The sequence below is a fragment of the Variovorax sp. GW821-FHT10C12 genome, assembly GCF_059415405.1.
Genome location: NZ_JBWKNE010000001.1, coordinates 200,776 through 215,026 on the forward strand (window position 1 = coordinate 200,776; position 14,251 = coordinate 215,026).

Genomic DNA, 14,251 nt, shown 5'->3' on the forward strand with positions numbered 1-14,251 from the left:
CTCTTTGAGAAGAAAAAAATGGGTCAGCCGAGGCTGAGCCGCAGCGCCAGCGCGGCGAGCGTGGCGGCCAGCACGGGCAGGGTCAGCACGATGCCGATGCGGAAGTAGTGGCCCCAGGTGATGGTCATGCCCTTTTTAGAGAGCACGTGCAGCCACAGCAGCGTGGCCAGGCTGCCGATGGGCGTGATCTTCGGGCCGAGGTCGCAGCCGATCACGTTGGCGTAGACCATGGCCTCCTTCACGAGGCCCACCGCGCCCGAGGCCTCGATCGACAGCGCGCCGACCAGCACGGTCGGCATGTTGTTCATGACCGAGGAGAGCACCGCCGCGAGAAAGCCGGTGCCCATGGCCGCGCCCCAGACGCCGCCTTGCGCGAACAGGTTCAGCAGCGTGGCGATCTGGCCGGTGAGCCCGGCGTTGCGCAGCCCGTAGACCACGAGGTACATGCCCAGCGAGAAGACGACGATCTGCCAGGGTGCGCCGCGCAGCACCTGGCGTGTGCCGATCACCGGGCCGCGCGCCGCCACCGCGAGCAGGATCACAGCGCCGAAGGCGGCCACGGCGCTCACCGGAACGCCCAGCGGCTCCAGGCCGAAGAAGCCCACGAGCAGCAGCGCGAGCACGACCCAGCCGGCGCGGAAGGTGTCGCGGTCGCGGATCGCATCGGCGGGTTGCTTGAGGCGGGCCATGTCGTAGTGCGCGGGAATGTCGCGCCGGAAGCACCACAGCAGCACGCCCAGGCTCGCGAGCACGGCCGCGACGTTGACCGGCACCATCACCGAGGCGTAGGCGTTGAAGCCGATGCCGAAGAAGTCGGCCGACACGATGTTCACGAGGTTCGACACGATCAGCGGCAGGCTGGCCGTGTCGGCGATGAAGCCCGCCGCCATGACGAAGGCCAGGGTGGTCGCCGGCGTGAAGCCGAGCGCCACGAGCATCGCCATCACGATGGGCGTGAGGATCAGCGCCGCGCCGTCGTTGGCAAAGAGGGCCGAGACCGCGGCGCCCAGCAGCACGATGAAGGCGAACAGCCGCCGGCCGTTGCCGCGCCCCCAGCGGGCCACGTGCAGCGCAGCCCACTCGAAGAAGCCGGCCTCGTCGAGCAGCAGGCTGATGAGGATGACGGCAATGAAGGTCGCGGTGGCGTTCCAGACGATGGCCCAGACGACGGGGATGTCGGTGAGCTGCACCACGCCGAAGAGCAGGGCGATGACGGCGCCCAGCGAGGCGCTCCAGCCGATGCCGAGGCCGCGGGGCTGCCAGATGACGAGCAGCAATGTGCCGGCGAAGATGAGGAGGGCGGTGGTCATTTTTTCAGGGCGCGTGCACAGGCCACCGGGTACTTCCCTCCGCGAATGTCCCCCGCCTTCGGCTCCTCCTTGATTTCGCTGCGGGAAGCACCCAGTGCCCTGTGCACAGGGGCACGCTGCTGGTAGTGCTCGCCGATCAACGACTGCACTGCCCAACGCTCACGTCGATGGGGTGCCTTGCGCAGCGAAATCAAGGGGGAGGCCGCAGGCCGGAGGACATTCGCGGAGCAAGGTGCCCCGTCGGCGGGAGCACGCCAGAGCACACGCACTCGGCGTGCAACAGCACAAGCTTTCATGGTCAGCAGTCGCAGGTGCTCGCCGGAAGACAAGGCTCCCCTTGGCAGCAGTTCTCGGTGAGGTAGCCGAGCAGGCCGTTCATCCGCTCGAACGACGCGCGGTAGATGAGGTTGCGCCCCTGGCGCTCCTGCGAGACGAGGCTCGCGTTCACCAGCTCCTTGAGGTGAAAGGACAGCCCCGTGGCCGACACCGCCAGCGCTTCGGTCAGCGCACCCGGCGTCAGCCCGTCGGGCCCGGCGACCACCAAGGCACGGAACACCCGCAGGCGCACGGGTTGCGCGAGTGCGCCCAAGGCGCGTACCACATCGTTTTCTTCCATTATTCAAGTATCTTTGAATTATTGAATCGAGGCAACCCACGGCACAGAAAGACCGGTGGCGCGAATCGGCCATCGCCCTGGCAGGCAACGGCCATCCGCGATGCATCGCTTTTTCTACAGTCGCCCTCGGCTCATCCCCCAACGAAGCATCCAACGAAGGAGACACCCATGTCCGACACCTATGTTCTGGTTCACGGCGCCTGGCACACCGGCGCCGAAATGGAGGCCGTGGCCGACGGCCTGCGCGCGGCCGGCCACACCGTGCATTGCCCCACCGTGGCAGGCAACAACCCCGGCGACGACCGCGCGAGCACCGGCCTGGCCGACGCCATCGCCTCGGTGGTCCGCTTCATCGAGGGCAAGGACCTCACGCAGGTGCGGCTCGTGGGCCACAGCTACGGCGGCATGGTGATTTCGGGCGTGGCCGACCGCATCGCGGCGCGGCTGCGGCGGCTGGTCTACATCAACGCCTTCGTGCCGCTCGATGGCGAAGCGCTCAACGACATGGTGCCGCCGCACTACGTGACCATGTTCGACGCGGTGGCGGCCGCCAACAACAACGCCGTGATGCTGCCCTTCGAGATCTGGCGCGAGGCCTTCATCAACGACGCCGACCTCGCGCTGGCGCAGTCCGCCTACAACAAGCTCAACCCGCACCCGTACCGCACATTCACCGACAAGATCCAGTTGAAGCAGCCGCTGGCGGCGCTGGCGCTAGGCAAGTCGTACGTCAATTGCCAGCAGGACACGGCGCTGCCGCACAGCCTGCCGTGGCATCCGCGGCTGTCGGAGCGGCTGGGGTTGTTCCGGCTCGTGGAGTGCCCCGGCAGCCACGAGATGTTCTTCTCGAACCCGCTGCGGCTGGCGCAGGCGATCCTCGAAGCGGGGCGCGACTGAGGGCGGAGGTTCAGTCGTTCGGAAAGAGCGCGTCGAACACGCGCAGCGACGCATAGGCGTCGTTGGCCGCGTAGCGGATCTGCGACTCGGTGAGCTGCTTGTGCGCCCAGTTCGAGGTGGTCGCCTTGCGCGACTTGGCAAAGCGTCGGTTGAACATCAGCGCCACCGCCGTCTTCACGCCCACCGAGCGGCGGTAGCCGCGCCGGCGGAACTCGTCGTCGATGTCGAACACGGCCTGCGGCGCAATGGCCAGCCGCAGGCGGATCAGCGACAGGTCGCTCGAAAGCCCGAAGCCGACCTTGCGCAGTTCGGTGGACGCGAGCAGGCCCGCGACCACGGGGTTGCATTCGTCGCGGTGCAGCTGGAACAGCCAGGCCGTGTCGCGCGTGGCGAACTGCACCACGTGCGGGCCGGTCGACACTTCGTTCTTCGCGAAGGTGGGGCGCGACTCGGTGTCGAAGCCCGCCACGCCGGCGTCGAGCAATTCGTCGGCGGCGCGCTCGGCTTCGGCGAGCGAACTGACGACCACGATGTCTTTCAGGTCGAGGCTGTCGAAGGGGGCGAGCAGCGCGATCTGTTCACGTTCGGGAAGGGGCGGGAGCCGGTGGCTGTTGTTGTGGGGGGCGTTCACCGGGTCTTCGCTTTCGCGGCCTTGAGAGTTGTCTTAGGTTTGGGCTTCTTCGGCTTCGGCGGCTGGCCCGAACGCAGCGCGGCCTCGTAGGCCAAGCGGCCCCAGCGCGCCGCTTCCTCGCGGTCTTCGAACAGGTCGGCCGGCGCCAGTCGGTACGACATCGGCATCTCCTTGCCCGCGCGCACGTAGGTGAAGGGCGGCAGGTTCAGTGCATCGAAGTGCGCGGCGCTGCCGGCATCGGACTTGAGGTACAGCGTGTCCTTGGCGACGAGCGCGATCATGCGGCCCTCGTGCCACACGCCGTGGCCGCCGAACATGCGACGGGTCTCGATGCGGCCGAGGCGTTCGAAGGTCTCGTGCAGGCTCTGGACGAAAGCGCTCATGACGTGATCTCGATGCGGTTGCCGTCCGGGTCGAGCACCACGCTCTCGTAGTAGCCGTCGCCGGTGCGGCGCGGGCCGTCGAGCAGCGGATAGCCGTCGGCCTTCAGCCGCTGCGTGAGCGCATCGACCTCGGCGTCGGAGCCGACCGAGATCGCGAGATGCGTCCAGCCCATGCGCTGCGCGCCGGCCTCGGCGACCACGGGCGATTGGGTGCTCGTGGTCATGGCCTCGATGCGCGCGCCGTCGCCCAGGCTCAGGAAGCACGAGGCGAAGCCCTTGGCCGGGTTGACGTAGCCGGCGCCGGCGGTGGCGCCGAAGTAGTCGACGTAGAAGCGCTTGCAGCGTTCGAGGTCGGTGGTCCAGAGGGCGATGTGGTCGATGCGGATGCGCATGGGGCAGGAAGGAAGTGCGGAGGGTGTCAGCCCGTGCGCCAGGGCGCGCGGCTGGGCGACCAATGGTAGGCGATGCGTTCGCGTCCGCTGCCGGGGTGGCGGTCGACCGCGCCGCGCACGAGGCCGTAGCGTTCGTAGAAGCGCTGCGCCTCGGTGTTGGTGACGGCCACGTGCAGCCGCCAGCCGTGCGGCATGCGCACGCAGGCCTCGTCGAGCAGCGCCTTGCCCAGGCCCTGGCTGCGCAGGTGCGGTTCGACGAACAGCTGGGCCACGTACTCGCGCGCCGTGAGCAGCACCATGAAGGCCAGCACCTGGCCGTCGCGCTCGGCCAGCACCACGTCGGCGGGCGGGATGAATTCGGTCTGCACGCGCCGCAGCCAGTGGCCGATGGGCTCGACGTGGACGGCGCTGCGGTTGGCCGACACCCAGGCACGGCGCCAGATGCCCGCGAGCACCATGTTCTCTTCGGCGCCGCCATCGCGCGAGCGCAGCTGGAAGGCAGGAATCTGGGCGGCGGGCATGCGGACCATGATAGCCACGCGCAGCGGTTCCGTCCGGCGACAGCGCGGGTCCGCGGGGCGGTAGACGTCGCCGCCACGCCTTTTGACACTGCCTCGCACTCGCCCGTTTGAGGCGAGGTTGGAGACACGGATGACCGACACCTCGACCGCCAGCCGGCGGCATTTTCTTTCGCGCGGCGGCGCCGCGCTGCTGGGCGCCGCCGCCGCCGGTGCGCTGAACGCCTGCGGCGGCGCGTCCGCCGGCGAAAACCCGATATGGATCGCGCCCGTCAACCCGCCGGTGGTTCAGCCGCTGCCCGACGGCGGCCTCGTGAGCGGCCATGTGGCGCCGGCCTACCAGCCGGTGCTCGACGCTTTCGTGGCGAACTTCCGCGACCGCCGCGAGATCGGCGCCTCGCTCGCCGTCACCGTCAAGGGCGTGCCGGTGGTGGACCTGTGGGGCGGCCACTCCGACACGCTGGCCGCCAGGCCCTCGGTGCCCTGGGCGCGCGACGACGTGTCGCTGGTGTTCTCGTGCACCAAGGGCGCGACGGCGTTGTGCGCGCACATGCTCGTGACGCAGGGCCAGCTCGATCTCGACAAGTGGGTCGCCTACTACTGGCCCGAGTTCGCCGAGAAGGGCAAGGATGTCATCACGGTGCGGATGCTGCTGCAGCATGCGGCCGGGCTGGCGGCCATTCCGTTCAGCACCCCGGTGCGGCCCGGCGGCTGGGCCGATCCTGACTACATGAGCGGCCTGCTCGCGGCGGCCACGCCCTGGTGGGAACCGGGCACGGCCCACGGCTACCACGGCATGACCTTCGGCTGGCTGGTCGGCGAGCTGGTCAAGCGAGTGAGCGGCCTGTCGCTCGGCACCTTCTTCGCCAGGCACGTGGCGGCGCCGCTGGGGATCGACTTCTGGATCGGCACGCCGGAAGCCGTGCTGCCGCGCGTCGCGCCGATGATGGCGGCCACTGAAGTGCTGCCGGTCGATCCAGTGGCCCAGGCGATCGCGCGCGACCCGGCCTCGATGCAGGCGGCCATGTTCTTCAATGTCGGCGGCTGGCTCGGCCTGCCGCCCGACACGCCGCCCGCGTACAACACCAAGGCGTCGCTGCAGGCCGAGATTCCCGCGGCCGGCGGCGTGACGAACGCGCGCGGGCTCGCCACGATGTATGCGGCGCTGGCCAACGGCGGTGCGTTGAACGGCGTGCGCCTGCTGCCGGAGGACTACACGGCCCAGCTGGGCATGATCCAGTCCGCTGCGCCGATCGAGCGCATGGCCTTGCTCGCGAGCCGCTTCGGGCTGGGCTTTCATGGCGGCATGGACAACCGGGCGAGGGCGCCCGGCAACTCGGCGATCCTGGGGCCCCAGGCCTTCGGCCACGCCGGCTTCGGCGGCAGCCTGGGCTTTGCCGACCCGCAGGCGCAGATGTCGTTCGGCTACCAGATGACGCGCATGGGGCCGGGTACGCTGCTGAACGACCGGGGCCAGTCCCTGGTCGATGCCGTCTACGGGGTGCTGGGCCGCACCTCGAACCGGTACGGCTTCTGGGTGTGACGCAGGCGACAGCGGCGGTGGCCTGGCGCATTGACGCCGGCGGGCCTGGGGATCAGCATGCGCCTGTTGCCATCCCCGGCCTCCGCCCGCCATCGCCATGCCGTCGCCCCTGCCGTTGCCTGTCGCCGCCGAAGGACCGCCGCCCGGACGCTGGCGCGCCGCGTTCCGCACGCACGACCCCGATGCGGCTCGCCAGCATGTGGCGCAGCTCTACGGCGCGCATGCGCTGGAGCTGCGCCCGCGCGCCGAGATCGACCTGCGGCTGTCGGGCTTCGACCTCGGCGGGTTGAACGTCTCGCGCATCCAGTACGGCTGCCCGGCGGTGGCCCGCAACATCACGCAGCGCGACTTCTGGGCCTTTGCGCTGCTCGTGCAGGGCCGCAGCGCGGTGGGCAGCCAGCCGGCGCAGGTCGGCGACGCCAGCGCCCTCGACCCGGACGACCTGCGGCGGATTCCGATGTCGAGCGACATGCGGCTGGTCAACCTGCGCGTCACGATGGCCGACATGGACGAGGCCTGCCGCGTGCTGCTCGGCAGCGACCGCCCGCAACGCCTGCGCTTCGACGCCTACGTGCCCGGCGGCAGCCCGGCCGCGCAATGGCTGGCCGGCCTGGCGCCGCGGCTGGCCGCCGTGCCTGCCGTCGCGCACCCGATGCGTGCCGTGCTGGAGCGTCGCTGGCAGGAGGCGGCATTGCTCGAGCTGCTGATGGTCTGGCCGCATGCGCAATCGCCGCAGCTGGCCCGCACCCAGGAGGCGCCCGGGGCGGTGCAGCGCGCCATCGACTACATCGAGGCGCACCTCGACCAATTGCCCACGCTGGGCGACATCACGCGGGCGGTGGGTGTCGGGGCGCGTGCGCTGTCGCGCGGCTTCGACAAGCGCCTGGGCGTGTCGCCGATGCGCTTCGTGCTGCAGCGCCGGCTCGACCGCGCGCGGGACGAGCTGCTCGATGCCGTGGGCGGCGCGAGCGTGGCCGACATCGCCTGCCACTGGGGCTTTGCCAACCTGGGCGACTTCGCGGCGCACTACCGTGAGCGCTTCGGCGAGTTGCCGCGCGAGAGCCTGGCGCGGGCGAAGTCGCGCCGCCCCTGAGCCGGTCGCTCGCGGTCAGGCGTTCAGCCGTTCAGCGTCTGCGCGTGGTGCGCGATGTGGTCCGCCATGAAGCTCTGGATGAAGTAGTAGCCGTGGTCGTAGCCCGCGTGGCGGCGCAGCGTGAGCGGCTGGCCGGCGGCGAAGCAGGCGGCCTCGAAGGCCTCGGGGTGCAGCTGCTCGGCGAGGAATTTGTCGGCCAGGCCCTGGTCGATGAGGATGCCCTGCGGATAGGGCGCCACGGTCTGCGATTGCATCAGCGCGCTGGCGTCGTGCGCGAGCCATTGCGCGCGGTCGTCGCCGGGCTCGCCCAGGTAGCCGGCGAAGGCCTTCTGGCCCCACGGGCACTGGGTGGGCGCGCAGATCGGCGCGAAGGCCGAGAGCGACTTGAAGCGCCCCGGGTGCCGCAGCGCCAGCGTGAGCGCGCCGTGGCCGCCCATCGAGTGGCCGAAGATGCCGATGCGCTCGCCATCGATGGGAAAGTGGCGGGCCACCAGAGGCAGCAGCTCGTGGACGATCCAGCTTTCCATGCGCCAGTGCATGGCCCAAGGCTCGGCGGTGGCGTCGAGGTAGAAGCCGGCGCCGATGCCGAAGTCCCAGCTGTCCTTGGCGCCCGGCAGGCTTTCGGGTTCGGCGCCGCGCGGGCTGGTGTCGGGCGCGATGAGCGCAACGCCTAGGCTGGCGGCCATGCGCTGCGCGCCGGCCTTCACCGCGAAGGTCTCTTCGTTGCAGGTCAGGCCTGCAAGGTAGAGCAGGGCAGGCACGCGCGTGTGCGCGGCCTGCGGCGGCAGGTAGACCGAGAAGCGCATCGGCAGGCCGATCTCGTGCGAGCGGTGCTCGACGAAGCGCTGCACGCCGCCGAAGGCGTGGTGTTCGGAAAGAAGTGTCGGGGTGGTGTCGGTCATGAAGAAGAGGTCGTCTGGCCGCGCAGCGCGGGCACGAGTTCAAGCACGGCGTCCGCGAAGGTGCGCGGCGCTTCCTGCGGCAGGTTGTGGCCTGCGCCGGGCACGAGGCGGTGCGAACGCGGTCCGCTGAAGCGGTGCGCGTGGGCCGAGGCATCGGCGGGCGGTCGCACGCCGTCGTCGATGCCGTCGAAGGTGATGGCGGGCACGGTGATCGTCGGTTGCGCGGCGAGGCGGCGTTCGATGTCCGCATAGGCCGGGTCGCCGGGCACGAGGCCGAAGCGGTGGCGGTACGAATGGATCACCACGTCCACGAAGTCGGGGTGGTCGAAGGCGGCGGCGCTGCGCGCGAAGGTGGCGTCGTCAAATTGCCATGTCGGCGACCACAACTGCCACAGCAGTTTGGTGAGGGCCTTGCGGTCCTTCGCGAGACCGGCGCGCCCGCGTTCGCTGTGGAAGTAGTACTGGTACCAGAGGCTGTGCTCGTTGGCGGGCGTGTCCGGTTCCATCGCCTTGGCGATGTTCTGGATGTTGTAGCTGTTGAGCGAGACCAGCCCCGCGCAGCGCTCGGGCCACAGTGCCGCGACCACGCAGGCGGCACGGCCGCCCCAGTCGTAGCCGGCCAGCACGGCGCGGTCGATCTTCAAGGCGTCGAGTAGCGCGAGCAGGTCGGCGCCGAAGGCCGCCTGTTCGCCCGAGCGCGGCGTGGCCTCGCTCAGGAAGCGTGTGGCGCCATAGCCGCGCATGTACGGCACGATCACTCGGCAGCCTTGGGCGGCCAGCATCGGCGCGACCTCGGCGTAAGTGTGAATGTCGTACGGAAAGCCGTGCATCAGCAGCACGGGCGGGCCGTCGCCGGGGCCGGCTTCGTAATAGGCGATCTCGAGGACGCCCGCTTCGATGGTGCGCAAGGGTTCCATGCGGTTCATGGCGGGCGCCTCCTCGGCCTCAGTACAGAACGACGCCGCGGATGGACTCGCCGCGCTTCATCAGGTCGAAGCCCTTGTTGATGTCTTCCAGCGGCATGGTGTGCGTGATCAGGTCGTCGATGTTGATCTTGCCTTCCATGTACCAGTCGACGATCTTCGGCACGTCGGTGCGCCCGCGCGCGCCGCCGAAGGCCGAGCCTTCCCACTTGCGGCCGGTGACCAGCTGGAACGGGCGCGTGCTGATCTCGGCGCCGGCCTCGGCCACGCCGATGATGATGCTGCGGCCCCAGCCCTTGTGCGTGCACTCGAGCGCCTGGCGCATCACCTGCGTGTTGCCGATGCACTCGAAGCTGTAGTCGGCGCCGCCGTCGGTCAGCTGCACGATGGCGTCGACCACGTTCTCGGTGGTCTTGGGGTTGATGAAGTGGGTCATGCCGAACTGGCGGGCCATGGCCTCGCGCTCGGGGTTCAGGTCGACGCCGATGATCTTGTCGGCGCCCACCATCTTGGCGCCCTGGATCACGTTCAGGCCGATGCCGCCCAGGCCGAACACCACGACGTTCGCGCCGGCCTCGACCTTGGCCGTGAAGATCACCGCGCCGATGCCGGTGGTGACGCCGCAGCCGATGTAGCAGACCTTGTCGAAGGGTGCGTCTTCGCGGATCTTGGCCAGCGAAATTTCGGGCGCGACCGTGTAGTTGCTGAAGGTGCTCGTGCCCATGTAGTGGAAGATGGGCTTGCCGTCGAGGCTGAAGCGCGAGGTGGCGTCGGGCATGAGGCCCTTGCCCTGCGTGCCGCGGATCAGCTGGCACAGGTTGGTCTTGCGGCTCAGGCAGAACTTGCACTGGCGGCATTCGGGCGTGTACAGCGGAATGACGTGGTCGCCCTTTTTCAGGGTGGTGACGCCGGGGCCGACGTCGACCACGATGCCCGCGCCTTCATGGCCCAGGATGGCGGGGAAGATGCCTTCGGGGTCGGCGCCCGAGAGCGTGTAGTAGTCGGTGTGGCAGATGCCGGTGGCCTTGATCTCGACCAGCACTTCACCGAACTTCGGGCCTTGAAGGTCCACGGTTTCGATGGTCAGGGGTTGGCCTGCTTGCCAGGCGACGGCGGCTTTGGTTTTCATGGGATTCGGTTCTTCAGAGAGCGGAAGGGGACAAGGATACTCAGGCGAGCCTTCAGGCGGGGCCAGCCGGGAAGATACCCGACATGCCCACAAAGCCCGGCAGGTGACGAAAGTCCCAGACCCAGCGGCGCAGCGCGGGAAACTCGTCGAGCGAGATGCCGCCTTCGCCCGCCAGCGCCACGTACGGAAAGCAGGCGAGGTCGGCAATGGTCGGCTCGGGCGCGGCCACGAGCCAGCGCAGGCCGGTGGTGGCGTGTTGCTCGGCCAGGTGGTCGTCGAGCACGCGGAAGGCCGCGCGCGCGCCGCGCCGGCAGGCGTCGATGTCCAGGTGCGTGTAGCCCAGCGCGTCGTGCAGCCGGGCGGCCGAGGCGGTGCGCGTGATCTCGTCGGCCATGGCGAGCCACATCGCGACCTGGCCGCGCAGCTTCGGGTCGGCGGGGTACCAGCGCTGCCGTGCGTCGTCGTAGCGGCTCGCCAGGTAGACCAGGATGGCCTGCGCGTCGCGCAGCACGAAGCCCTCGTCGTCGATCACCGGGAGCTGGCCGAGCGGGTTGACCTGCTCGAGGAATCTGGCGGACTTGTGTTCGCGGCCCGGATGGAAATCGACCGGCACGCTTGCGTGGTCCACGCCGAGCCACAGCAGCATCTGCCGCACCTTGAAGCAGTTGCCCGAGAGCGGGTAGTCGTAGAGCCTGACGGTCATGCGGCGGCCCTCGCGGTGCCGAAACGCATGCCGCGCTCGCGCAGCCAGCGGCGGTAGGTGACGGAGGTGGTGTCGCCGCGCGTGGGCGTCTCGGCGCGGCCTTCGAGCGGCATGCGCTTGAAGGCGTGGTTCTCCAGGATCGGCTTGTCCTGCCCGAAGATCGTGTGCTGGAAGGCGATGAGCTCGGCGTCGCTCGACACGTCGTCGAAGTAGGCCAGCAGCGTGTGGGCGATGACGTGCTCGTCGTCCACCGGCTGCAAGAAGAGGCCGATGGCGTCGAGCTTGTCGGGCCGGTGGCTCGACTTGTAGAGCATGGCCGAGAAGGGCTGCATCACGCGGTACTTGTAGAACACCTCGCTGCCCGTGTCGTGGGCGGCCGAGGCGCGCGGCTGCCAGAAGCGGCAGTCGGTGGCCCAGATCTCGTCGGTGGCGGCATCGACCTCGACGTTGTACTTGGCCACTTCGGTGTGCGGCACCTTGCCGAGGTAGTCGGGGTGCACGAAGGGAAAGTGCGCCATGTCCAGGAAGTTCTCGATCACGCGCAGGCCCGACACGGCCACGCCGAGCCCGCCGCAGTCGACGATGCGGCGGCCGGGTTCGTCGTATTCAGGGAAGGCGAACAGCGGCCGTGCGGGGCGACCGCTGGGGCAGACCCAGAGGAAGCCGTAGCGCGATTGCACGGTGAGTGCGTCGTTGCCGAGCAGGGCGTGCGGCGTGCCGTCGGCGTCGGTGTGCAGCTGCAGGGTTTCGCCGAGCAGCCGCGTCGTGCGCGGCAAGCCGCTGGCGGGGCCGACGACGAGCCAGTCGTCGAGCATGTTGGGATCGTCGGTGACGAAGGGCATGTTGCTTCTTTCTTCTTGTTCAGTGCGATGCAGCGGCTTCGATGTCGCTGCGCAGCTGGCGCGCCGCGCGGTGCACCCGGGCCATCGCGTCGGAGCCGGGGGCCGCGTCGGTCCACAGGTGCAGGAAGCTCAGCTGCGGCTGGGCGTCGAGCAGCAGCGCGGCGACGGGCGATTCGCCCAGCGTGCCTTGCCATGCATCGGGCGTTCCCGTCGATGCGAAGCCATGCGGCGCCAGCGCAGCGCGCACCTCGGACGCGGCCACGCGCAGGGTCAGCGTGCGGGCGAGGTGCCAGCCGGCGGGCACGGCGTCGGCCAGTTCGGGCGGCGCCTCTGCGCCGTCGGCCGCGAGGCGCACCCACAGCATGCCCGCGGCATCCGCCGTGGCGAACACCTTCGCGCAGACGTTGCGCGGCGCGGGCATCGCCGGGTGCGCCGGGATGCGCACGCACGCGCCGCTGCCGGCCTCGTACTGCCAGCCGTGGTACGCGCAGGCCAGGCGGTCGCCGCCGGTCACCTGGCCGAGCGTGAAGCGCACGCTGCGGTGCGGGCAGCGGTTCTCCCAGGCCTGCGGCGAGCCGTCGGCCGCGCGCCACAGCGCGAGCTCCTGGCCTTGCGCAAAGCCGGCGACGATGTTGGCGCCGGGGCGCACCTCGGCGGAGGGGGCGACGGGGTGCCAAGCCTGTGATGCGGCGGAAGGATTCATGGGTCTTGATCGTGGGGCAGCGGGGAAGGGCGCCGCGAATCGGCATAGCATCGGCCATGCCCTTGTCGGCGGTGCCGCCTACCGTAGCGTGTCCGCCGCACCGATGAAAGCCCCATGCCAAGACGCTCCTTTTCATTCCTGCAACGACGACTTCCACAGCGGGGGCATTCATGAGCGCAGGGCGCATCGACCTCGCACTGGTCGAGGCCTTCGTGCTCGTGATGAAGAGCGGCAGCCTCACCAAGGCCGAGAGCTTGTCGGGCGTGTCGAAGGCCACGCTGAGCCGGCAGCTCACGCGGCTGGAGGAGCTGCTGGGCGCCCAGCTGCTGCTGCGCAGCTCGCGCCGCATCGCGCCCACGGAGGCCGGGCGGGCGTTCTTCGCACGCTGCGAGGGGCTGCTCGGCGAGGTGAGCGGCCGGCTGGAAACGGCGCGCACCGAGGTGCAGGAGCTCACGGGCGGGGTGTCGGGGCGGCTCACGCTGCTGTCCGACACGCAGTTCAGCACCTCCTTCGTCTGCCATGTGGTGCGGATCTTTCTCGAATCGCACCCGAACGTGCGTTGCCAGCTCGACGTGGCGAACGGCTTGCAGGCCCCGCGGATCGGCGAGGTCGACTGCTATGTGGGCTCGGCGCCGCCCGACCTGCCGGACCTGGTCGCCAAGCTGCTGGGCCGGCTGGCCTACGGCTTGTACGCCAGCCCGCAGTACCTGGCGCGGCACGGAACGCCGCAGACGCCCGAGGCGCTGGCGCAGCACCGGATGATTGCGATGCGCGAGCCCTCGGGCCCGCCGTCGCCGCTGCGGCTGGTGTCGCAGCAGGCTTCGGGGCGCCATGTGGTGCGCACGGAGCCGGCCTTCGAGACCAACGACCACTGGGTGATGAAGACTTTCTGCATCGACGGCCTGGGCATCGCGCCGCTCCCGGTGTTCTTTGCCGGCCCCGAGGTGGCGCAGGGCGTGCTGGTGCCGGTGCTGCCGCAATGGCCGCCGGAGGCGCGGCGGCTGTACTGCGCCTACCAGCGGCAGCGCTACATGGGGCAGAAGCTCCGGGCCTTCGTCGACCTGATGGCGCGCTGCGTGGCGGACATCGGGTCGTACAACCATTACGTGGGGTCGACGGCGGCGTCGTCACCTGCACGGCGGGCGCGGTCGGCGGCGCGCCCATAATCTTGGCCATCTGCCGGTATCCGGTTGCTTCCTTCTCCGATCCATCATGAAGAAAATCCTCGTCCTCAACGGCCCCAACCTCAACCTGCTCGGCACGCGCGAGCCCGAACAGTACGGCCGCGACACGCTCGCCGACGTCGAACGCCTGTGCAAGGAGACGGGCGCGAAGCTCGGTGTCGAGATCGAGTGCCGCCAGTCGAACCACGAAGGCGTGCTGATCGACTGGGTCCAGGAAGCGGGCCGCGAAGTGGCCGCCGGCAACATGCTGGGCGTGGTGATGAACCCGGGGGCCTACACCCACACGTCGATCGCGCTGCACGACGCCATCAAGGGGGCGAGCGTGCCGCTGATCGAGCTGCACATCTCTAACGTGCATGCGCGTGAGGAGTTCCGCCACCACTCGTACATCTCGCCTGCGGCGCGGGGGATCATCGTGGGGCTGGGGGTGAAGGGGTACACGCTGGCGATTGCGGCGCTGGTTCCCTGAGCTTGTCTTCGGG

General features: G+C 69.6%; 17 protein-coding genes. 5 read left to right on the forward strand and 12 right to left on the reverse strand.

The window, feature by feature from the left end; all coding sequences use genetic code 11:
* Positions 1 to 23: 23 nt before the first annotated feature.
* Together AC07OH_RS00905 and AC07OH_RS00910 are read right to left on the reverse strand one after the other, a co-directional pair.
* Positions 24 to 1,310, reverse strand: coding sequence for an arsenic transporter (locus AC07OH_RS00905; RefSeq protein WP_495299267.1), 1,287 nt, complete (start codon positions 1,308 to 1,310; stop codon positions 24 to 26).
* A 298-nt stretch (positions 1,311 to 1,608) separates the two neighbouring features.
* A complete protein-coding gene (locus tag AC07OH_RS00910; RefSeq protein ID WP_495299268.1) occupies positions 1,609 to 1,926 on the reverse strand; it encodes an ArsR/SmtB family transcription factor in 318 nt (105 codons plus the stop codon).
* 168 nt (positions 1,927 to 2,094) lie between these two features.
* Between AC07OH_RS00910 and AC07OH_RS00915 the strand changes: the two genes are divergently transcribed.
* Positions 2,095 to 2,823, forward strand: a complete 729-nt coding sequence (locus AC07OH_RS00915) for an alpha/beta hydrolase (protein ID WP_495299269.1) — start codon at positions 2,095 to 2,097, stop codon at positions 2,821 to 2,823.
* Between the two features lie 10 nt (positions 2,824 to 2,833).
* Here the strand turns inward: AC07OH_RS00915 and AC07OH_RS00920 are convergent, their stop codons facing one another.
* The 4 genes from AC07OH_RS00920 to AC07OH_RS00935 are packed head-to-tail and all read right to left on the reverse strand — an operon-like array spanning position 2,834 to position 4,759.
* Positions 2,834 to 3,454 (reverse strand): 3'-5' exonuclease, encoded by a 621-nt coding sequence (locus AC07OH_RS00920; RefSeq protein ID WP_495299270.1) that lies wholly within the window; start codon positions 3,452 to 3,454, stop codon positions 2,834 to 2,836.
* Complete coding sequence (locus tag AC07OH_RS00925) at positions 3,451 to 3,837, reverse strand: TfoX/Sxy family protein (RefSeq protein ID WP_495299271.1); 387 nt, start codon at positions 3,835 to 3,837, stop codon at positions 3,451 to 3,453. Before AC07OH_RS00925 ends, AC07OH_RS00920 begins: the two co-directional genes overlap by 4 nt.
* The gene (locus AC07OH_RS00930; protein WP_489057503.1) at positions 3,834 to 4,229 is read right to left on the reverse strand and encodes a VOC family protein; all 396 of its coding nucleotides are present in this window, start codon (positions 4,227 to 4,229) and stop codon (positions 3,834 to 3,836) included. Before AC07OH_RS00930 ends, AC07OH_RS00925 begins: the two co-directional genes overlap by 4 nt.
* A 26-nt stretch (positions 4,230 to 4,255) precedes the next feature.
* On the reverse strand, positions 4,256 to 4,759 hold the full coding sequence (locus tag AC07OH_RS00935; protein WP_495300950.1) for a GNAT family N-acetyltransferase: 504 nt from the start codon (positions 4,757 to 4,759) through the stop codon (positions 4,256 to 4,258).
* 121 nt (positions 4,760 to 4,880) lie between these two features.
* Here AC07OH_RS00935 and AC07OH_RS00940 point away from each other — a divergent pair, with 121 nt between their 5' ends.
* Positions 4,881 to 6,290 carry a serine hydrolase domain-containing protein gene (locus tag AC07OH_RS00940; protein WP_495299272.1) on the forward strand — a complete coding sequence of 470 codons (1,410 nt, stop codon included), beginning with the start codon at positions 4,881 to 4,883 and terminating at the stop codon, positions 6,288 to 6,290.
* Between the two features lie 97 nt (positions 6,291 to 6,387).
* A complete protein-coding gene (locus tag AC07OH_RS00945) occupies positions 6,388 to 7,383 on the forward strand; it encodes an AraC family transcriptional regulator (RefSeq protein WP_495299273.1) in 996 nt (331 codons plus the stop codon).
* Between the two features lie 23 nt (positions 7,384 to 7,406).
* Here the strand turns inward: AC07OH_RS00945 and fghA are convergent, their stop codons facing one another.
* The 6 genes from fghA to AC07OH_RS00975 are packed head-to-tail and all read right to left on the reverse strand — an operon-like array spanning position 7,407 to position 12,585.
* Complete coding sequence (fghA, locus tag AC07OH_RS00950) at positions 7,407 to 8,285, reverse strand: S-formylglutathione hydrolase (RefSeq protein WP_495299274.1); 879 nt, start codon at positions 8,283 to 8,285, stop codon at positions 7,407 to 7,409.
* Complete coding sequence (locus tag AC07OH_RS00955) at positions 8,282 to 9,211, reverse strand: alpha/beta fold hydrolase (RefSeq protein ID WP_495299275.1); 930 nt, start codon at positions 9,209 to 9,211, stop codon at positions 8,282 to 8,284. Before AC07OH_RS00955 ends, fghA begins: the two co-directional genes overlap by 4 nt.
* A 19-nt stretch (positions 9,212 to 9,230) precedes the next feature.
* The gene (locus AC07OH_RS00960; RefSeq protein ID WP_070059685.1) at positions 9,231 to 10,337 is read right to left on the reverse strand and encodes an S-(hydroxymethyl)glutathione dehydrogenase/class III alcohol dehydrogenase; all 1,107 of its coding nucleotides are present in this window, start codon (positions 10,335 to 10,337) and stop codon (positions 9,231 to 9,233) included.
* A gap of 52 nt (positions 10,338 to 10,389) precedes the next feature.
* On the reverse strand, positions 10,390 to 11,040 hold the full coding sequence (locus tag AC07OH_RS00965; protein ID WP_495299276.1) for a glutathione S-transferase family protein: 651 nt from the start codon (positions 11,038 to 11,040) through the stop codon (positions 10,390 to 10,392).
* A complete protein-coding gene (locus AC07OH_RS00970; RefSeq protein WP_495299277.1) occupies positions 11,037 to 11,882 on the reverse strand; it encodes an aromatic ring-hydroxylating dioxygenase subunit alpha in 846 nt (281 codons plus the stop codon). The genes AC07OH_RS00965 and AC07OH_RS00970 overlap by 4 nt, the downstream gene beginning before the upstream one ends.
* A 19-nt stretch (positions 11,883 to 11,901) precedes the next feature.
* Positions 11,902 to 12,585, reverse strand: coding sequence for a Rieske 2Fe-2S domain-containing protein (locus AC07OH_RS00975; RefSeq protein WP_495299278.1), 684 nt, complete (start codon positions 12,583 to 12,585; stop codon positions 11,902 to 11,904).
* Positions 12,586 to 12,755: 170 nt separating this feature from the next.
* Between AC07OH_RS00975 and AC07OH_RS00980 the strand changes: the two genes are divergently transcribed.
* Entirely contained in the window at positions 12,756 to 13,751 is a 996-nt protein-coding gene (locus AC07OH_RS00980) for a LysR family transcriptional regulator (RefSeq protein ID WP_495299279.1), read from the forward strand.
* Between the two features lie 46 nt (positions 13,752 to 13,797).
* A complete protein-coding gene (gene aroQ / locus AC07OH_RS00985) occupies positions 13,798 to 14,238 on the forward strand; it encodes a type II 3-dehydroquinate dehydratase (protein ID WP_062470706.1) in 441 nt (146 codons plus the stop codon).
* The last annotated feature ends 13 nt before the right edge of the window (positions 14,239 to 14,251 follow it).